Raw genomic sequence first — 13,926 nt, forward strand, 5'->3', positions numbered from 1 at the left:
TGCCGGCGCGGCAGTGAATCGGCGACTCTCGAGGTCGCCGCCGCGCACGACGGAAAGACGAAGCATGGCGGCGCGCACCGCATGAAGAGCGCTTCACCTCCGGCCCGGATGGAGTTAGCAAAGGGGGCGCTCCCCGCGAGCGGAGCGTGCCTTAACTCCCGGCTCCGCCCTCAGTACCTCAGCCCCACGGATGGAGACCATGCGACGCTTGCTCCACAGCCTCATCCCCGCGTTCGTGCTGCTGATGGAGCGCTCGGCCCTGGCCGGGCCGCCGCCCGCCGAGCCGCCGGAGCCCGCCGCACAGCGGCAGATGCGCGCGCAGGCGGGACGCCTCGTCGGCGGAGGTCACCTCGCGGAGGCGCGGGACGTCCATCTGTCCCTGTGGCGGGTGGGCCAGAGCACGCTGGACGCGTTCAACGTCGGAACGCTGTCGCAGAGGATCCGCGACTACCCGACGGCGGCCGAGTACCTGACGCTCTGGCTCGACCTCGTCGGGTCGCCGGAAGCGCCGGTAGATGCAGTGCCCTGGACCGAGCAGGACCGGCAGAAGCACGCGCAGGCGCGCGTGGACCTCCAGGCGGCCCGCGAGCACGTGGGCGCGCTGCAGATCAACGTGAGCGATCCGGGCGCCGAGGTCCTGGTGGACGGCCGGCGCGTCGGCCTGTCGCCGCTCAAGGTTCCGGTGTTCGTGTGGCCTGGACAGCATCGGGTGAGCGCGAAGCTCGGAGGGGTGCGCGTCGAGCGCGCCGTCTCCGCGGTGGCGGGCGACGAACAGACCGTGCGGCTGGTGTTGCCCGCGTCGCCCGCAGAGGCGCAGGGCGACGCCGCCCGCGGTCCCCGTAGGCCGCCGGAGGCGCCGCCCGGCGCCTCGCCGCCGGCCGGGGCGGGCCCGGGGCGTCGATGGTTGACCGTCGGCGGGCTGGCCGGCACCTCGGCCGCGCTGGCGGTCTTCGGAGGCGTCGCGGCTGGCATCGCCAACGGCGCGGCAGAGGAGCGGGACACGGCCCTCGCGCGCGTGCAAGCCGACAGCGTGAGCGGCTGCCCCGGCGGCACCGGCTGCGGCCAGTTCACGGACGCCGACGGGCGCGCGAAGACCTGGACGGCGCTCTCCGTCGGCGCGTTCGTGGGGGCCGGCCTGAGCGCCGCGGGCGCGGCGGCCGCCTACCTGCTCCTGCCGGCCGGCCCGGTTCGTGTCACGACCGGGGGCGCCGGCGTGCAACTCGCCACGTCCTGGTAGCAGCGCCGGAGCCGCGGTTTCTTCGGAAAGCTGACGTTGCAGTGAGAATTCGCGGACACCATCCGCAATGCACACCGTGCTGCCGTATCGATCGGAGCTGAGCGATTGCGGGAGATCGCCTCTCCGGTTCTCTGGTAATCTGCCGGCCCATGTCGAGGAAGCTCGGTGCGGGTGGGGCGCTCGTCGCGAGCGCGGCCCTGTGGATCGCGTGCGCCGGTGAGACGTCCGTGAGCGTGGACGACCTCGAGGGACGCGCCTGCGACGCGCGGGACGAGTGCGCGACGCACGTCGGCCTCGACTGCATCCGTGGAGCCTGCCTGTGCCCGACCCCTGGGGACAGGCTGTGCTGCCTCCACGATGAGGAGCCCTGCGGGCGCGAGTGCCGCCCCGCGAGCGAGTGCGCGGACGCGCACGATCCAGTGGCGACGCCTGACGCCGGTACGCCGGCTGGGGACGCGAAGAAGTGCGATGTGCCGGCGGACTGCACCCAACCCGCCGATCCGAGCTGCGGCGTCGCGACGTGCACCAACGGCGTCTGCGGTCTTGAGATCGTGCCCGAGGCGCGAACGCAGCGCGACGACGACTGCGTCATTCGCATGTGCAGCGAGGCGGGCGCGTCCTACGACGCACCAGATCTTGACGACGTCTTCAACGACGGCAACGAGTGCACTATCGACCGTTGCGACCCAATCTTCGTGACGAGAATACATACTCCTGTCGCCAGAGGTCCATCGCCAGCGAGCTCGGGCTACTGCGACGGCCATGGGCACTGGGTCGCGTGTCTGAATGATGAGGACTGCCGAAACCCGTCGTATGTTTGTTCCCCATCAGGCGCGTGCGTGTTTCTCTGGTGTGACAACGATCAGTTTGATGCCTCGCTCGGAGAGACCGCACAGGACTGCGGTGGACAGTGTGACCCATGTCCTGCTGGCCTCCCGTGCACCACGGACGCCGACTGCAAGGAGCACGTGTGCGGCGATGGCACATGCGCCCGTGCGACGTGCAGGGACCAGGTCCAGAACGGCTCCGAGACCGCTGTCGATTGTGGAGGCCCCTCGTGTGATCGCTGCACGGCCGGGCAAGGGTGTGCAGCGCACGGCGACTGCACCAGCGGCGTGTGCTCGCTCGGCACGTGCGCCATGCCATCGTGCGATGATGGCGTGGAGAACGGCGGCGAAACATCGGTCGACTGCGGCGGCCCCTGCCACTGCGAAACCGACACAGGACGATACCCGTAGCGAGCAAGGTTACGCCATGAGAGAGATCTGCGCCGCGATCCTGGCCGTTGCCGCTGTCGGCAGCTCGTTCACGTGTTCTTCAGGCGACCCCTACTCACCGGCGCCGGCGGAGGAGTGTCGCGAGCAAGGAGAGGCGTGCAGCAGCACCGAGGAGTGCTGCGTCGCATACGCTTACCACTTTTGCAAGAAGACAGCGTGCCAGAGTGGCACCTGCGGGTTCGTCATCCAGAATAAGCTCACGGGCGACCTGCGCGGCGACTGTCTCAGACACACCTGCGGCGTGGACGGCTCGAACAGCGTGACGTCAGCCCCCAGGGACCTGCCCGACGACGGTGATCCGTGCTCCGATGACGCCTGCCGGAATACGGTGCCGTTCTTCCCTCCCACGCCGAGAGGACCTTCACCCGACGGGATCGGGTTCTGCGACGGCTTGCGCCACAAAGTCGAATGCATCGCGACGACCGACTGCGAGGACACGGCGTCCGTGTGCTCGCCGGGAGGCAAGTGTGTCTCTCCTTCGTGCGTCAACGTCGCTGTGGACGAGGACCTCGGAGAGGCGGACGTCGATTGTGGAGGCGCTTGCGATCCGTGCCCCACCGGGAGCCGGTGCAGTTCCGGAGCGGATTGCGCCGAAGGCGTATGTGGCCCTGCTAAAACGTGTTCCGAGGCGCGCTGCGACGATGGCGTCAAGAACGGTGTCGAGACGGATGTCGACTGCGGCGCGGTCGCCTGCCGATCCGCGTGCGGCGACGGTGACGGCTGTCGATCCGGCGTCGACTGCCACAGCTCCGTCTGCCTGGCCGGCGTATGCCAGGCGCCGAGGTGCGGCGACGGCATCTGGAACGGCCCCGAGGAAGGCTGGGACTGCGGGGGGCCCGGCTGCCATCCTTGCGAGTAACCGGCACATTCACCGACTGAGCGCGCTTCGCTGAGCGCGCCGAGGGAGCCGGAGGCTTCGCCACCTACCGCGCCTCGTGCTCGCGCCAGAACGCGAACGCCTCGTCCAGGTAGATCTCCTTCGCGCCGTGGCCGACGGGGTGCTCGGCGACGCGCACGGGCCAGCCCGCGCCGCGCAGCACACCGGCGAGGCCGCGGGCCGAGCGGCCCACCGCGTCGTGAGAGCCGAAGCCGATGTAGAACGGCCTGGGCTCGAGCGTCGCGAGCTCGGGCGTCGCCTGCCCTCCCCCGCCGGACATCGCGCCGAAGCCGTCAGCGTTGATGCCACCGCGCAGCGCGAGCGCCGCCGCGAAGAACGCGCCCGACGAGGAGCCGGCGACGTACACGCGCGAGAACCGGACGCCAGCGATCTCCTCGAGCTTGCGCCGCTTCTCGGCGAACGTCGCGACGAACGCAGCGGCGTGCTTGTCGTACGCGGGCCCGCCTGTCGGCCACCCCCACCAGCTCGCGTACCCCTTCGGCGCGAGGCCGACCTTGCCGCGCGGCATCAGGGTGGCGACGCCCGCGCGCCGCGAAGCGCGCGCCACGACCATCTCGAAGTTGGTCTTCTGCTGGCTCTCCTTCCCCGGCGGGACGATCCCGTGGAGGTAGATGAGCAGCGCGCGCGTCGGCGCGTCAGGCAGCGCGTAGCAGGTCTCCTCGTCGAGCGCGTCGACGCCGTCGATACACCAGTCCGTCTCGACGCGCGGCGGGCGCGCTCGAGGCCACGGCGCCTGCTCGGGCTGCGCGCTCGTCGCCGCGGTGACGGACGCGGTCGGCCGCGGCGCCGAGCGGGGCGCCGCTGGACCGAGCGCGGCGCCGTCGTGCGCCAGCGCGCGCTTGCTCCGCGGCGCGTCCGCCGCGCTGTTGCACGCGCAAGGAACGATCACGAGCGCGGTGATGAGCCGCGTGATCCAAAGGCCGGGTGCAGCACCTCTCATCGTGCCTCGAGCTCCCGACGAATCACCCAGAGCCCCGCGCCCTGACGGCCAGCCCATCACCCCGCCCGCGCGTCGCTCACCGCGATCAGCGCCCCGAGCGCCGCCGCGCACACCGTCTCCGTGCGCAAGGTCAGCGCGCCGAGGCGCACGCGCTCGAACCCGAGCGCCGCGCACATGCCGAGCTCCTCCGGCGTGAACCCGCCCTCCGGACCGACGGCGAACGCCGCCTCCATGCCCGGCGTGAGCGCGGCGAGCCGCGCGCCGAGCGGCGTCTCCGCGTACGGATCCAGGCACATCCCCAGCGCGCCTCCGTCCACCTCCCGCGTCGCCCCCGCCGCGGCGAGCGCCGCCGCGAGGCTCATCGGCGCGTCCACCCGCGGCGCATCCCCGCGGCCCGACTGGCGCGCCGCCTCCACCGCGATCCGGCGCCAGCGCTGGCTCCTCTCCTCGGCGGGCCGCGCCACGCTGCGCGCCGAGATCGCCGGGATGATCCGCGTCGCGCCGAGCTCGGTCGCGTCGCGCACCACCGCGTCCATCTTGTCGCCCTTGCCGACCGCCTGGATCCACGTCACGCGCCGGCCAGGCCGCAGCGCCGCCGGGCGCGGCGCGTCGATGCGCGCCTCCGCGCCGCGGCGGCCGATCGACTCGAGCGTGGCGTCCGCCTCGATCCCGAGCTCCGGATCGAACACGACGAAGCGATCCCCCTCGCGCAGCCGGTGCACCCGCACCACGTAGCTCGCCGCCTCCGGCGGCAGCGAGATCACGCCGGCCGCGATCGCGCCGAGCGGCACCCGCAAGAGCCCCGGGCCGCTCATCCCGGCGAGGAAGCCGCGCCGCCCGGCGCGCGGAACAGGAGCGCCACCCAGCCCTCGCCGCCCGCGTCGCCCCGCCCCGCCGCCCGCGCCGCGCCGCGATCCCCCCGCGGCGACGCGGGGTCCGGCCGGGTCGCGACGTGCGCGAGCGGCCGCTCCAGCGACGTGTACAGCGCCACCAGCCCCTCGCGCTCGCTCTCGAGGATGCCCGACAGGATCAGCCAGCCGCCCGGCGCGAGCACGCGCGCGAGCTCCGGCGCGATCGGCCGGAGCACCCGCGCCTCGATGTTCGCGACGACCCACGGGAACTGCCGCGTCACCGACTCGACCACGCCGGCGCTCGCCGCGACGCGCCCCTCCAGGCCGTTGCGCGCCGCGTTCTCGACCACCACCTCGATCACGTCGTCGTCGTTGTCGATCGCCACCGCCCGCGCCGCGCCGAGCAGCAGCGCGACCAGCGCGAGGATGCCGCTGCCCGTGCCCACGTCGAGGACCTCGCGGCCGCGGAGCTCCGCCGCGTGCTCGTCGAGCAGCTCCGCCACGAGCGCGGTCGTCGCGTGCAGGCCCGTGCCGAACGCCCGCCCGGGCTCGAGGAGGAGCGCCCGCTCGCCCTCGCGCTGCGGCGCGTACTCGACCCACGGCGGCACGACCGTGATCGTGGGCGTCAGCGGGAACGGCGCGAAGTGCTCCTTCCACGCGTCGCGCCAGGCGTCGCCCACCACCTCCTCGAGCCGCGCGGCGAGCGGCGGGTCGAGCTCCGCGAGCGCCGCGATGGCGGCGTTCGCCTCGTCGTGATCGTCGAAGCTCGCGACGAGCGTCACCTGGCCCGACTGCGCGCCGCGCACGAGCGTCTGCTCGTCGCGCTGCTCCACGCCGGTGGCGCCCAGCTCGAAGAGCGCGGCGGCCAGCTCCTCGGCCTCCGGCTCGGGGACATCGACTGCAACGAACGGGTATCGAGGCTCCACCTGGCTTGCTCCGTGACGGGCCGCCGGCCTGAAGAGCGGCGGCGGCGCGGCCGGCAGCCTAACGAAATTCGCCCGCCTCCGCCCCGCTGATCGCGCGGAAGTCCTGGAGCGAATGGAGCATTTCCGCGCGAGCACATCTCCCCCGCCTGCATCCTGCGCAACAGAGCGGCGGTCACCCGCACAGGAGACGGGCCCAGATCGGCGTCTTCGGCGCGGAGGCGCACTCCAGTGCGCTGAGCACCGAAGACGCCGAGGTGGGCCCGTATCCGAAGCGGGTGCCCGCCGCTCTAGCGACCCACGTAACGGCGGCGCGAGGGGACCGAGACGAGCACCTCGGCGCGCGACGCCGGCGGCGGCACGCGCTCGCCGTCGTGGAGCACCATCGCGGTGAGGCGCCCTCCGTACACCGCGCCCGTGTCGATCCCGGTCGCCCACGCGTGCATCTGCGCCTCGCTCCGCGCGTTGTGCCCGAACACGACGTGCGGCGGGCCCTGGTACGTCTGGCCCCACAGCGTCTTGCCCCCGCGGCGCTCGACCGGCTCGCCGTAGCGGCCGAGACAGCGCACGTACATCAACGTGTGCGGGTCCTGCCGCTCGATCGGCAGCCCCGGGATCATCCCCGCGTGGACGACGCGCAGCTCGTGCTCCGGCAGATCCAGCCAGTACGGCAGCGTCTCCAGCCAGGCCCAGTCGCGCTTGCGCAGCTGCTGCGCGGTCTCCTTCGAGAGCTCCCCCAGCGGCTCGCCGCGCGGGTCGCTGCGGCCCGCGCGCCAGCGGAGCAGCCGGTCCTCGTGGTTGCCCCGCACCGAGATCGCGCCGATCTCGCGGAGCAGATCGAGCGTTCCGCACGGATCCGGGCCGCGCACGATCAGATCGCCGACCATGACGACACGATCGCCCGACGCGAAGCCGACGTGCTCGATCAGCCGCGCCAGCTCATCCCGGCAGCCGTGAACGTCACCGATGATGATCGTGCGCGGCATCTCACACCCAACGTAGCAGGGACGCCCCATCCAGGGGGGCTCCCAGGCCCCGACCTCCGCGCGCAGCAGGACCGCGCGCCCCCCACGGCGGGCGAGCCGCCTCGAGCAGGCGCCGCGAGCCGCGGATTTCCCTTTGAATTCAGGGCACTTGGCCGCCGGGACGGCCGCCGGGCGGGCTCATCAGGGCCGGCGGGGCTCGCCCCGCGGGAGAGGCGCGGTGGTGCCGCGCCGGGCCCGGGTCAGGGGGTCACGGGGAGTCGATCTTGGCGCGCTTCGGGATCACGACGATCCCGCCCTCGCTGACGAACCACTTCTTGCGGTCCTCCTCGAGGTTGAAGCCGATCTCGGCGCCCGCGGGGATCTCGACGTCCTTGTCGATGATGCAGCGGCGGAGCTTGACGTGGCGCCCGATCTTGACGTCCTCGAACAGCACGCACTCCTCGATGTGGCTGAACGAGTTCACGCGGACCCGGTTCGAGAGCACGCTCCGGTGGATCCTGCCGCCGGAGATGATGCACCCGAGCGAGACGAGGCTGTCCGTCGCGATGCCGACGCGCGCGTTCGCCTCGTCGCGGAACACGAACTTGGCGGGCGGGTCGTGGCTGATGCCCGTCCGGATCGGCCAGCGCATGTTGTAGAAGTTGAACGCCGGCTGGATGCTGACCAGATCCATCTGGGCCGCCCAGTACGCGTCGATCGTCCCGATGTCGCGCCAGTACCCCGCGCCCTCGTCCTCGCCGGGCACGAGGTTCTCGTGGAAGTCGTAGACGTAAACGCGGCTGCCGCTCTGGACCATCTTCGGGATGATGTCGCGCCCGAAGTCGTGCGCGCTGTCCTCCGTCGCGGCGTCCTGCTCGAGGACGTCGAGCAGCGCCGGGGTCTTGAAGATGTAGTTGCCCATCGAGGCGAGGCACATGCCCGGCCTGCCCGGCATGCTCGGCGGATCCTGCACCTTCTCGTGGAAGGCGATGATGCGCCCCGACTCGTCGCACTCGATGACGCCGAAGGACCTCGCCTCCTCCTTCGTCACCGGGATGGCGGCCACGGTCACGTCGGCGCCGCGCGCCAGGTGATCGTGCAGCATCTGGCGGACGTCCATCTTGTAGACGTGGTCGCCGCCGAAGATGCAGAGGTGCTCCGGCGACTCGTCGGTGATGACGTGCTGGGTCTGGTAGACGGCGTCCGCCGACCCCTTGAACCAGCTCTTGCCCGTGCGCTGCTGCGCCGGGACGGTCTCGATGAAGCTGTCGAGCATCGGCGACAGGCGCCAGGCTCGGGCGATGTGCTCGTCTAGCGACGCGCTCTTGTACTGCGTGAGGATCTTGATTCGGTGCAGGCCGGAGTTGACGAAGTTCGAGAGGACGATGTCGATGATCCGGTACCGGCCGCCGAACGGCACGGCTGGCTTCGCCCGATCGTGTGTGAGCGGGCCGAGCCGGCGGCCTTCGCCGCCAGCGAGGATCATCACCAAAACCTTCGACGCTTCGAAAGCGGCGCGCAGGGTCGTCTCGCGCATGGGACGCAGAGGGTACTCGATCGATGTTGCCAGAGCGAAGAGCGGAAACGCGTCCTCGGCGTATTCGAGGCAACTTCCCGGGCCGGGGAGAACACCGCGGCCGCCCGCGCAACGCGCGACGCGCCCCGCGCAGCGCGCGACGCGGCCCGAGCGCCGGCGGCCCCGCGCGACGCGGCCCGAGCGCCGGCGGCCCCGCGCGACGCGGCCCGCGCGACGCGACCTGAGCGCCGGCGGCACCGCGAGGCGCTCCCCTCCGGTCGCGGGGCCGGGCACTTCCGGCAGCGGCGCCTCGCCCTCCGCCGCGGCGGGGAGGTCGGCCTCCGCCGCCGCGGGAGCGGCCGGCCCGCCCGTTCGCCGCTTGATGAAGAGCGAGGGACGTTTCCGTTTCTCTTTACGATCCGCTCGCGGCCGTGTTAGCCGTTTTCGCCGCCGCGCGCGCATGCGAGAGGCGCCTGATCCGCGCGCGGCGCCCCGCCGTCCGAGGGCTACTCCAGCGCTGGATCTTTCCTGCTGGTGCGCCCGTCACGCTGACCTTGGAGATGCCATGAACGCCCGATTCGGTCGAACCCTCGCCGCCGCCATCCTCCTCGTCGCGGGCACTTCAGGGTGCGGAACGGACGAGCAGCCTTACCAGGCCAAGCCCGCTTTCAGCGGCCGGAAGCCGAACCTGCCCGCGGTGCCGACGCTGCCCGCCAAGAACAAGAAGCAGGGCGACGCCTACACGGTCTGGGGCGTCACGCACGACCTGCGGAGCCGCGTCCACTTCGAGGACGTGAACGGCAAGAAGCTCTCGATCATCGGCTACATCGTCAAGACGAACCTCCAGGAAGCCCCGGCCTGTGCCGTGCACAAGACGGGCAAGGGCGACCCTGCGGACTGCAAGGCGCCGGTCCCGAGCTTCGCGATCGCCGACGAGAAGGGCGAGACGAAGGACGTGATCGAGGTGATGGGCTGGGCCTCGAACTTCGCGCAGATCTACAGCATGATCGAGGCGATCGACAAGGCGCCGCGCGGCAAGGAGAACGAGGCGAAGCTCACCGACGAGTTCTGGGGCCAGGAGCTGCCGAACCCGATCCCGGGCGTCGGCGCGAAGGTGAAGATCACCGGCACCTACGGCGTGACGTTCACGAAGTCGACCGGCGGCGCGGCGGCCAACCCGAAGTACGGCATCATGTCCGCCGAGCAGATCGAGTACCTCGAGCCCCCGCCCGAGAAGGCCACCCTCCCCGGCATGAAGCGGCGCCCCTGACGCGCCCGCGGCGGCCCGCGGCGGCGGGGCGCCAGAAGATTGAACCGCCAAGAGCGCCAAGGACGCCAAGAGAGAGGGAAGAAAAAATTCTCTTTCTCTCTTGGCGTTCTTGGCGGTTGTTCTCTCTCTTCGTGCCCCGCGCCGCCGCGGCGGGCCGCTTCACGTGAGGATGGACCGGATCCCGCTGCTCGGCTCGGCCGCCGCCGACTCGAAGATGGCGTCGATGAGCAGCCGCCGCGCCACATCGTCGTGCGCCTCCAGGCGATCGATGCGCACGAGCGAGGCCGGCGCCTGCCGGATGACCGCGCCGAACGACTCCGGGTCGAACCGGTACAGCTCCTCCGTGACGAGGACGGCGTAGGGCTGCGACGCGATGATGGTCGGCCGGAGCGAGCGCAGATCGCACTCGCGCACCGCGACCCCGAGCCGGGCGCCCACCTCCCGACACACGGCGACGAACTCGGCAGGACAGCCGGCCACGATCACGAGCGGGATGGGCGGAGCGCTCGGGACCACGGCCTTGCGCGGCTTCGTACCGTCCTCCATACGCGCCTCAGCGTAGGCCATGACCTGAGTACGCCGGCAAGCGAATTGTTCTGTCGAGCACCACCGCATCCGGCCTCGTCGCTCGCACCTGCGGCCCCCTCCGACGCTAACGAGCGCCGGCCCTCACCTCGACGTGCCACCCACGGCCCTCCTCCGCGCCCACGAAGCGGATCCGCCCGGACCGCTCCATGTCGTCGACGAGCTCCTCGGCCTCCAGCTGCGAGATGTCGATCCGGCTGCAGAGCACGTCCCGGAACTGCGTCTTGCCCTGCACGTAGTCGGCGTCGATCAGCGCGCCGAGCGTGCCGGCGAGGATCTCCGCGGCCAGGTCCAGCGCGAGCACGGGCGTGAACACGGCCTCGTCCGTCGTGCGGACGCTCTCGTCCGTGGTCCGGACCGCCGCGTCGCCCAGCGCGACGCTGTCGTCCTCCGTGATGATGGTGCCGTACTCGACGGTGCTCGGATCGATCGCCATGCCTTCACCTCGTCCACGCTTCGGCGCCCGGGGACCGCGCCCGCCTCGGGCCTCCTCCCACGCTCATGGAGCGGAGGAGCCCCGGGCGGAAGCCGACCCGGCGACGACCCGACCGGAGAAGTCGCGCCTGGCCTCGATTTCAGGCAGCAACCCGCGGAGAGATCAGGGAAGCTACCCGCCCCGCCAGGCCCATCGTTCGGCGGGGGGGTCTGGTCCCCGAGGTCATGATGTCGTCCCCCGAGGACTTCCCTTCTCGCCCCAGCCGGTTGGGGGTGGTGCGCACCCCGCTTCCTCGCCCGCAAGGGCTCATCGCGTTCCAGCTCGTCGGTCGGGTGCTGCTCCACGCGGGGCTCGTCGGCGCGACAGCCGGCATCGTCGGCTCGCTGTTCTTCGCCGCGCTCGAGCTCGCCGAGCACGAGCTCCTCGTCTCGCTCACCGGCTACAAGCCGCTCCGCGCGAAGGGCGAGGCCGTCTTCGCGGGCGTGCACGCCGGGTTGTTCCGGCCGTGGCTCCTGTGCGTCCTGCCCGCGCTCGGCGCGCTGGTCGGCGGGCTGCTCACCGCGAAGCTCGCGCCCGAGACCCGTGGCGGCGGCGGCGACGCGTTCATCAACGCGTTCCACCACAAGGGCGGCACCATGCGCAGGCGCGTCCCGCTGGTGAAAGCGTTCGCCTCGATCTTCACGCTCGGCTGCGGCGGGTCCGGCGGGCGCGAGGGGCCGACCATGCAGATCGGCGGCGCGATCGGCTCGATCATCGGGCGCGCCCTGCGGGTGGGCGCGCGCGAGCGGCGGATCCTGCTCATCGCGGGCGCGGCCGCGGGCATGTCGGCCGTGTTCCGGACGCCGCTCGGGGCCGCGCTCCTCGCCGTCGAGGTGCTGCACCGCGACGACTTCGAGGCCGACGCGCTCGTGCCGTCCATCCTCGCGAGCGTCGTCTCGTACTCGGTCTTCATCTACTTCTTCGGCGAGTCGACCCTCTTCGCGCACGCGCCACGCTACCCGTTCATCCCGGGCCACCTCCCGCTCTACGCCGCGCTCGCGCTCGTCGTCTCGCTCGTGGCCACGGTGTTCCTCCGGACGATGCACACGGTGGAGCACACGATGCACCGGATCCAGCTGCCGATCTGGGCGAAGCCCGCCCTCGGCGGCCTCGCGCTCGGCGCGCTGGTGACGCCGCTGATCATGCTCCTCGGGCCGCGCTTCGACCGGCCGGGGCAGGGGTTCGGGCTGCTGGGCGCGGGCTACGGGGCCGCGCAGGTCGCGATCACGGGCGCCTCGTGGTTGCCGCACGGGTGGACCGCCGTGCAGCTCCTGCTCGTGCTGCTCGTCACGAAGATCGTCGCCACGTCGCTCACCGTGGGCTCGGGCGGCAGCGCGGGGGACTTCGGCCCCTCGCTCGTGCTCGGCGCCCTCACGGGCGGCGCCTTCGGGCGCGCGGCGGAGCTCCTGTTCAACGATCCGCGCATCGACCCGGGCGCGTTCGCGCTCGTCGGGATGGGCACGTTCTACGGCGGCATCGCGCACGTGCCGATCGCCTCGCTCGTCATGGTCTGCGAGCTCGCCGGCAGCTACGACCTGCTCGTGCCGCTCATGCTGTGCGAGGGCATCGCCTTCGTGGCGCTCAGGCACAGCGTCCTGTACCGCGCGCAGGTCGCGACGAAGCGCGAGTCGCCGGCGCACCGCGACGAGCTCATCGTCGACGTGCTCCGCAGCATCCGCGTCGCCGACATCATCATCCGCAGCCGCCCGTTCGTCTCGTTCGAGGCGCGGACGCCCGCCTCGAACGTCGTCGAGCGCATCGCGGCCTGCGAGTGGCAGGACACGTTCCCGGTGCTCTCCGAGGAGGGCAAGGTCATCGGCACCATCGACGCCGAGATCCTGCGCGCCACCGCGATGAGCCCGGAGCTCTCGGGGCTCGCGATCGCGCACGACATGATGGAGAGCCCCGCCTCGGTCAGCGAGACGGAGGACCTGCACGGCGCGCTCCAGGTGCTGCTGGAGCACGGCGTGCGCGAGCTCCTGGTCACCGACGTCGACGGCAAGATCGTCGGCATCCTCGACGAGTCCGAGGTCACCCGCGCTTACCACGAGGCCACGGCGCGGTTCGAGGGTGCGGCGCAGTAGGAGCGGCGGGCACCGGCGGCCGCGCGCGCCCGCGCCCGGGCGCTGACCCGCGCGCCTCGCGCGGCGCACCTCGCCAGAAAACGCAACTTTTCAGCGCGCGCTCGCGTCGAGACCGCCCGTGCTTCACGAGTGCGCGCGGACAGCGCGCGGCCAGCCCGCGGACAGCCCGCGGACAGCGCGCGGCCAGTACGCGGACGGATGTCCCGGTCGCGCGTCGCGCCCGGTCGCGAGGACCGGCGCATTGCGGCGTGCGCCGCCGTCGCCCGTTTCGGGAGTCTCCTGAGCTACCAATCTTGGATTCCACGCAGCGACGGAACGCAGAGCGTGGGGGATACTCTGGTTCATCCCTGGAATTCGGTCCGGAGAGCGCGCGGGGGGAGAGGTACTTCATGCTGGTCGATACGCTCGGAGGTCGGACGGTGCGGCGCAACGCAGAGGTACGAACACGCTCGAGCGCGCCGAACAGCCGCGCCAAGCTGGTGGTGGTCGTCGACGACGAGCCAAGCATCCAGGAGGTCGTGAGCATGATCCTGGAGAGCGAGGGCGGCTACGAGGTGCGCTGCGCCTCGAACGGCGAGGAGGCGCTCGCGCTCCTCGACCAGATCGCGCCGCCGGATCTGCTCGTCGTCGACATCATGATGCCGGTGATGGACGGCTGGGGTCTGCTCACGGCCCTCCGGCACAACGAGAAGACGGCGCGTATACCAGTCATTGTTTCATCCGCGTCTTCAAAACATGACGCGACGAGCCTCGGTGTCGCTCGAGTGCTCCCGAAGCCGATCGACTACGACGCGTTCCTCGCCGCGGTCGACGAGCTGACCCGCTGCCGAGAGCGGCAAACGCTCGACGCCGAGTAGGCGCGGTCGTTCGAGCAGACCGCCCCGTCGCCGACTGCCTCCATCGCG

The 13,926-nt window shown here is 71.7% G+C and carries 11 protein-coding genes; 4 read left to right on the top strand and 7 right to left on the bottom strand.

Going from position 1 to position 13,926, the window contains the following annotated elements; genetic code table 11:
* Positions 1 to 199: 199 nt before the first annotated feature.
* On the top strand, positions 200 to 1,237 hold the full coding sequence (locus WME85_RS42290) for a hypothetical protein (RefSeq protein WP_437829782.1): 1,038 nt from the start codon (positions 200 to 202) through the stop codon (positions 1,235 to 1,237).
* 2,200 nt (positions 1,238 to 3,437) lie between these two features.
* Here WME85_RS42290 and WME85_RS42295 read toward each other — a convergent pair.
* The 5 genes from WME85_RS42295 to glgC all read right to left on the bottom strand — a co-directional run bounded on the left by WME85_RS42295 (position 3,438) and on the right by glgC (position 8,628).
* On the bottom strand, positions 3,438 to 4,352 hold the full coding sequence (locus WME85_RS42295; protein WP_437829784.1) for a hypothetical protein: 915 nt from the start codon (positions 4,350 to 4,352) through the stop codon (positions 3,438 to 3,440).
* 56 nt (positions 4,353 to 4,408) lie between these two features.
* Positions 4,409 to 5,167: an RsmE family RNA methyltransferase gene (locus WME85_RS42300; RefSeq protein WP_437829787.1), complete on the bottom strand. Its 759-nt coding sequence runs from the start codon at positions 5,165 to 5,167 to the stop codon at positions 4,409 to 4,411.
* A complete protein-coding gene (locus WME85_RS42305) occupies positions 5,164 to 6,129 on the bottom strand; it encodes a 50S ribosomal protein L11 methyltransferase (RefSeq protein ID WP_437829789.1) in 966 nt (321 codons plus the stop codon). Before WME85_RS42305 ends, WME85_RS42300 begins: the two co-directional genes overlap by 4 nt.
* A 287-nt stretch (positions 6,130 to 6,416) precedes the next feature.
* Positions 6,417 to 7,112: a metallophosphoesterase gene (locus WME85_RS42310; RefSeq protein WP_437304730.1), complete on the bottom strand. Its 696-nt coding sequence runs from the start codon at positions 7,110 to 7,112 to the stop codon at positions 6,417 to 6,419.
* Positions 7,113 to 7,359: 247 nt separating this feature from the next.
* Positions 7,360 to 8,628, bottom strand: coding sequence for a glucose-1-phosphate adenylyltransferase (glgC, locus tag WME85_RS42315; RefSeq protein WP_437304731.1), 1,269 nt, complete (start codon positions 8,626 to 8,628; stop codon positions 7,360 to 7,362).
* 544 nt (positions 8,629 to 9,172) lie between these two features.
* Between glgC and WME85_RS42320 the strand changes: the two genes are divergently transcribed.
* Positions 9,173 to 9,877 carry a hypothetical protein gene (locus WME85_RS42320; protein ID WP_437304732.1) on the top strand — a complete coding sequence of 235 codons (705 nt, stop codon included), beginning with the start codon at positions 9,173 to 9,175 and terminating at the stop codon, positions 9,875 to 9,877.
* 159 nt (positions 9,878 to 10,036) lie between these two features.
* Here the strand turns inward: WME85_RS42320 and WME85_RS42325 are convergent, their stop codons facing one another.
* Both WME85_RS42325 and WME85_RS42330 read right to left on the bottom strand, forming a co-directional pair.
* Complete coding sequence (locus WME85_RS42325; protein ID WP_437829791.1) at positions 10,037 to 10,423, bottom strand: hypothetical protein; 387 nt, start codon at positions 10,421 to 10,423, stop codon at positions 10,037 to 10,039.
* A 106-nt stretch (positions 10,424 to 10,529) separates the two neighbouring features.
* On the bottom strand, positions 10,530 to 10,898 hold the full coding sequence (locus tag WME85_RS42330; protein WP_437829794.1) for a hypothetical protein: 369 nt from the start codon (positions 10,896 to 10,898) through the stop codon (positions 10,530 to 10,532).
* 275 nt (positions 10,899 to 11,173) lie between these two features.
* Here WME85_RS42330 and WME85_RS42335 point away from each other — a divergent pair, with 275 nt between their 5' ends.
* Complete coding sequence (locus WME85_RS42335) at positions 11,174 to 13,021, top strand: chloride channel protein (RefSeq protein WP_437829796.1); 1,848 nt, start codon at positions 11,174 to 11,176, stop codon at positions 13,019 to 13,021.
* A 389-nt stretch (positions 13,022 to 13,410) separates the two neighbouring features.
* Positions 13,411 to 13,878: a response regulator gene (locus WME85_RS42340; protein ID WP_437304736.1), complete on the top strand. Its 468-nt coding sequence runs from the start codon at positions 13,411 to 13,413 to the stop codon at positions 13,876 to 13,878.
* The last annotated feature ends 48 nt before the right edge of the window (positions 13,879 to 13,926 follow it).

Origin of the sequence: Sorangium sp. So ce1153 (assembly GCF_051521595.1) — a bacterium.
In the GTDB taxonomy this organism is placed as follows: Bacteria; Myxococcota_A; Polyangia; order Polyangiales; family Polyangiaceae; genus Sorangium.

Coding starts and splice junctions, on each gene's coding strand:
- WME85_RS42290 (WP_437829782.1), top strand. CDS start 200: ATGCGACGCTTGCTCCACAGCCTCATCCCCGCGTTCGTGCTGCTGATG.
- WME85_RS42295 (WP_437829784.1), bottom strand. CDS start 4,352: ATGAGAGGTGCTGCACCCGGCCTTTGGATCACGCGGCTCATCACCGCG.
- WME85_RS42300 (WP_437829787.1), bottom strand. CDS start 5,167: ATGAGCGGCCCGGGGCTCTTGCGGGTGCCGCTCGGCGCGATCGCGGCC.
- WME85_RS42310 (WP_437304730.1), bottom strand. CDS start 7,112: ATGCCGCGCACGATCATCATCGGTGACGTTCACGGCTGCCGGGATGAG.
- glgC (WP_437304731.1), bottom strand. CDS start 8,628: ATGCGCGAGACGACCCTGCGCGCCGCTTTCGAAGCGTCGAAGGTTTTG.
- WME85_RS42320 (WP_437304732.1), top strand. CDS start 9,173: ATGAACGCCCGATTCGGTCGAACCCTCGCCGCCGCCATCCTCCTCGTC.
- WME85_RS42325 (WP_437829791.1), bottom strand. CDS start 10,423: ATGGAGGACGGTACGAAGCCGCGCAAGGCCGTGGTCCCGAGCGCTCCG.
- WME85_RS42330 (WP_437829794.1), bottom strand. CDS start 10,898: ATGGCGATCGATCCGAGCACCGTCGAGTACGGCACCATCATCACGGAG.
- WME85_RS42340 (WP_437304736.1), top strand. CDS start 13,411: ATGCTGGTCGATACGCTCGGAGGTCGGACGGTGCGGCGCAACGCAGAG.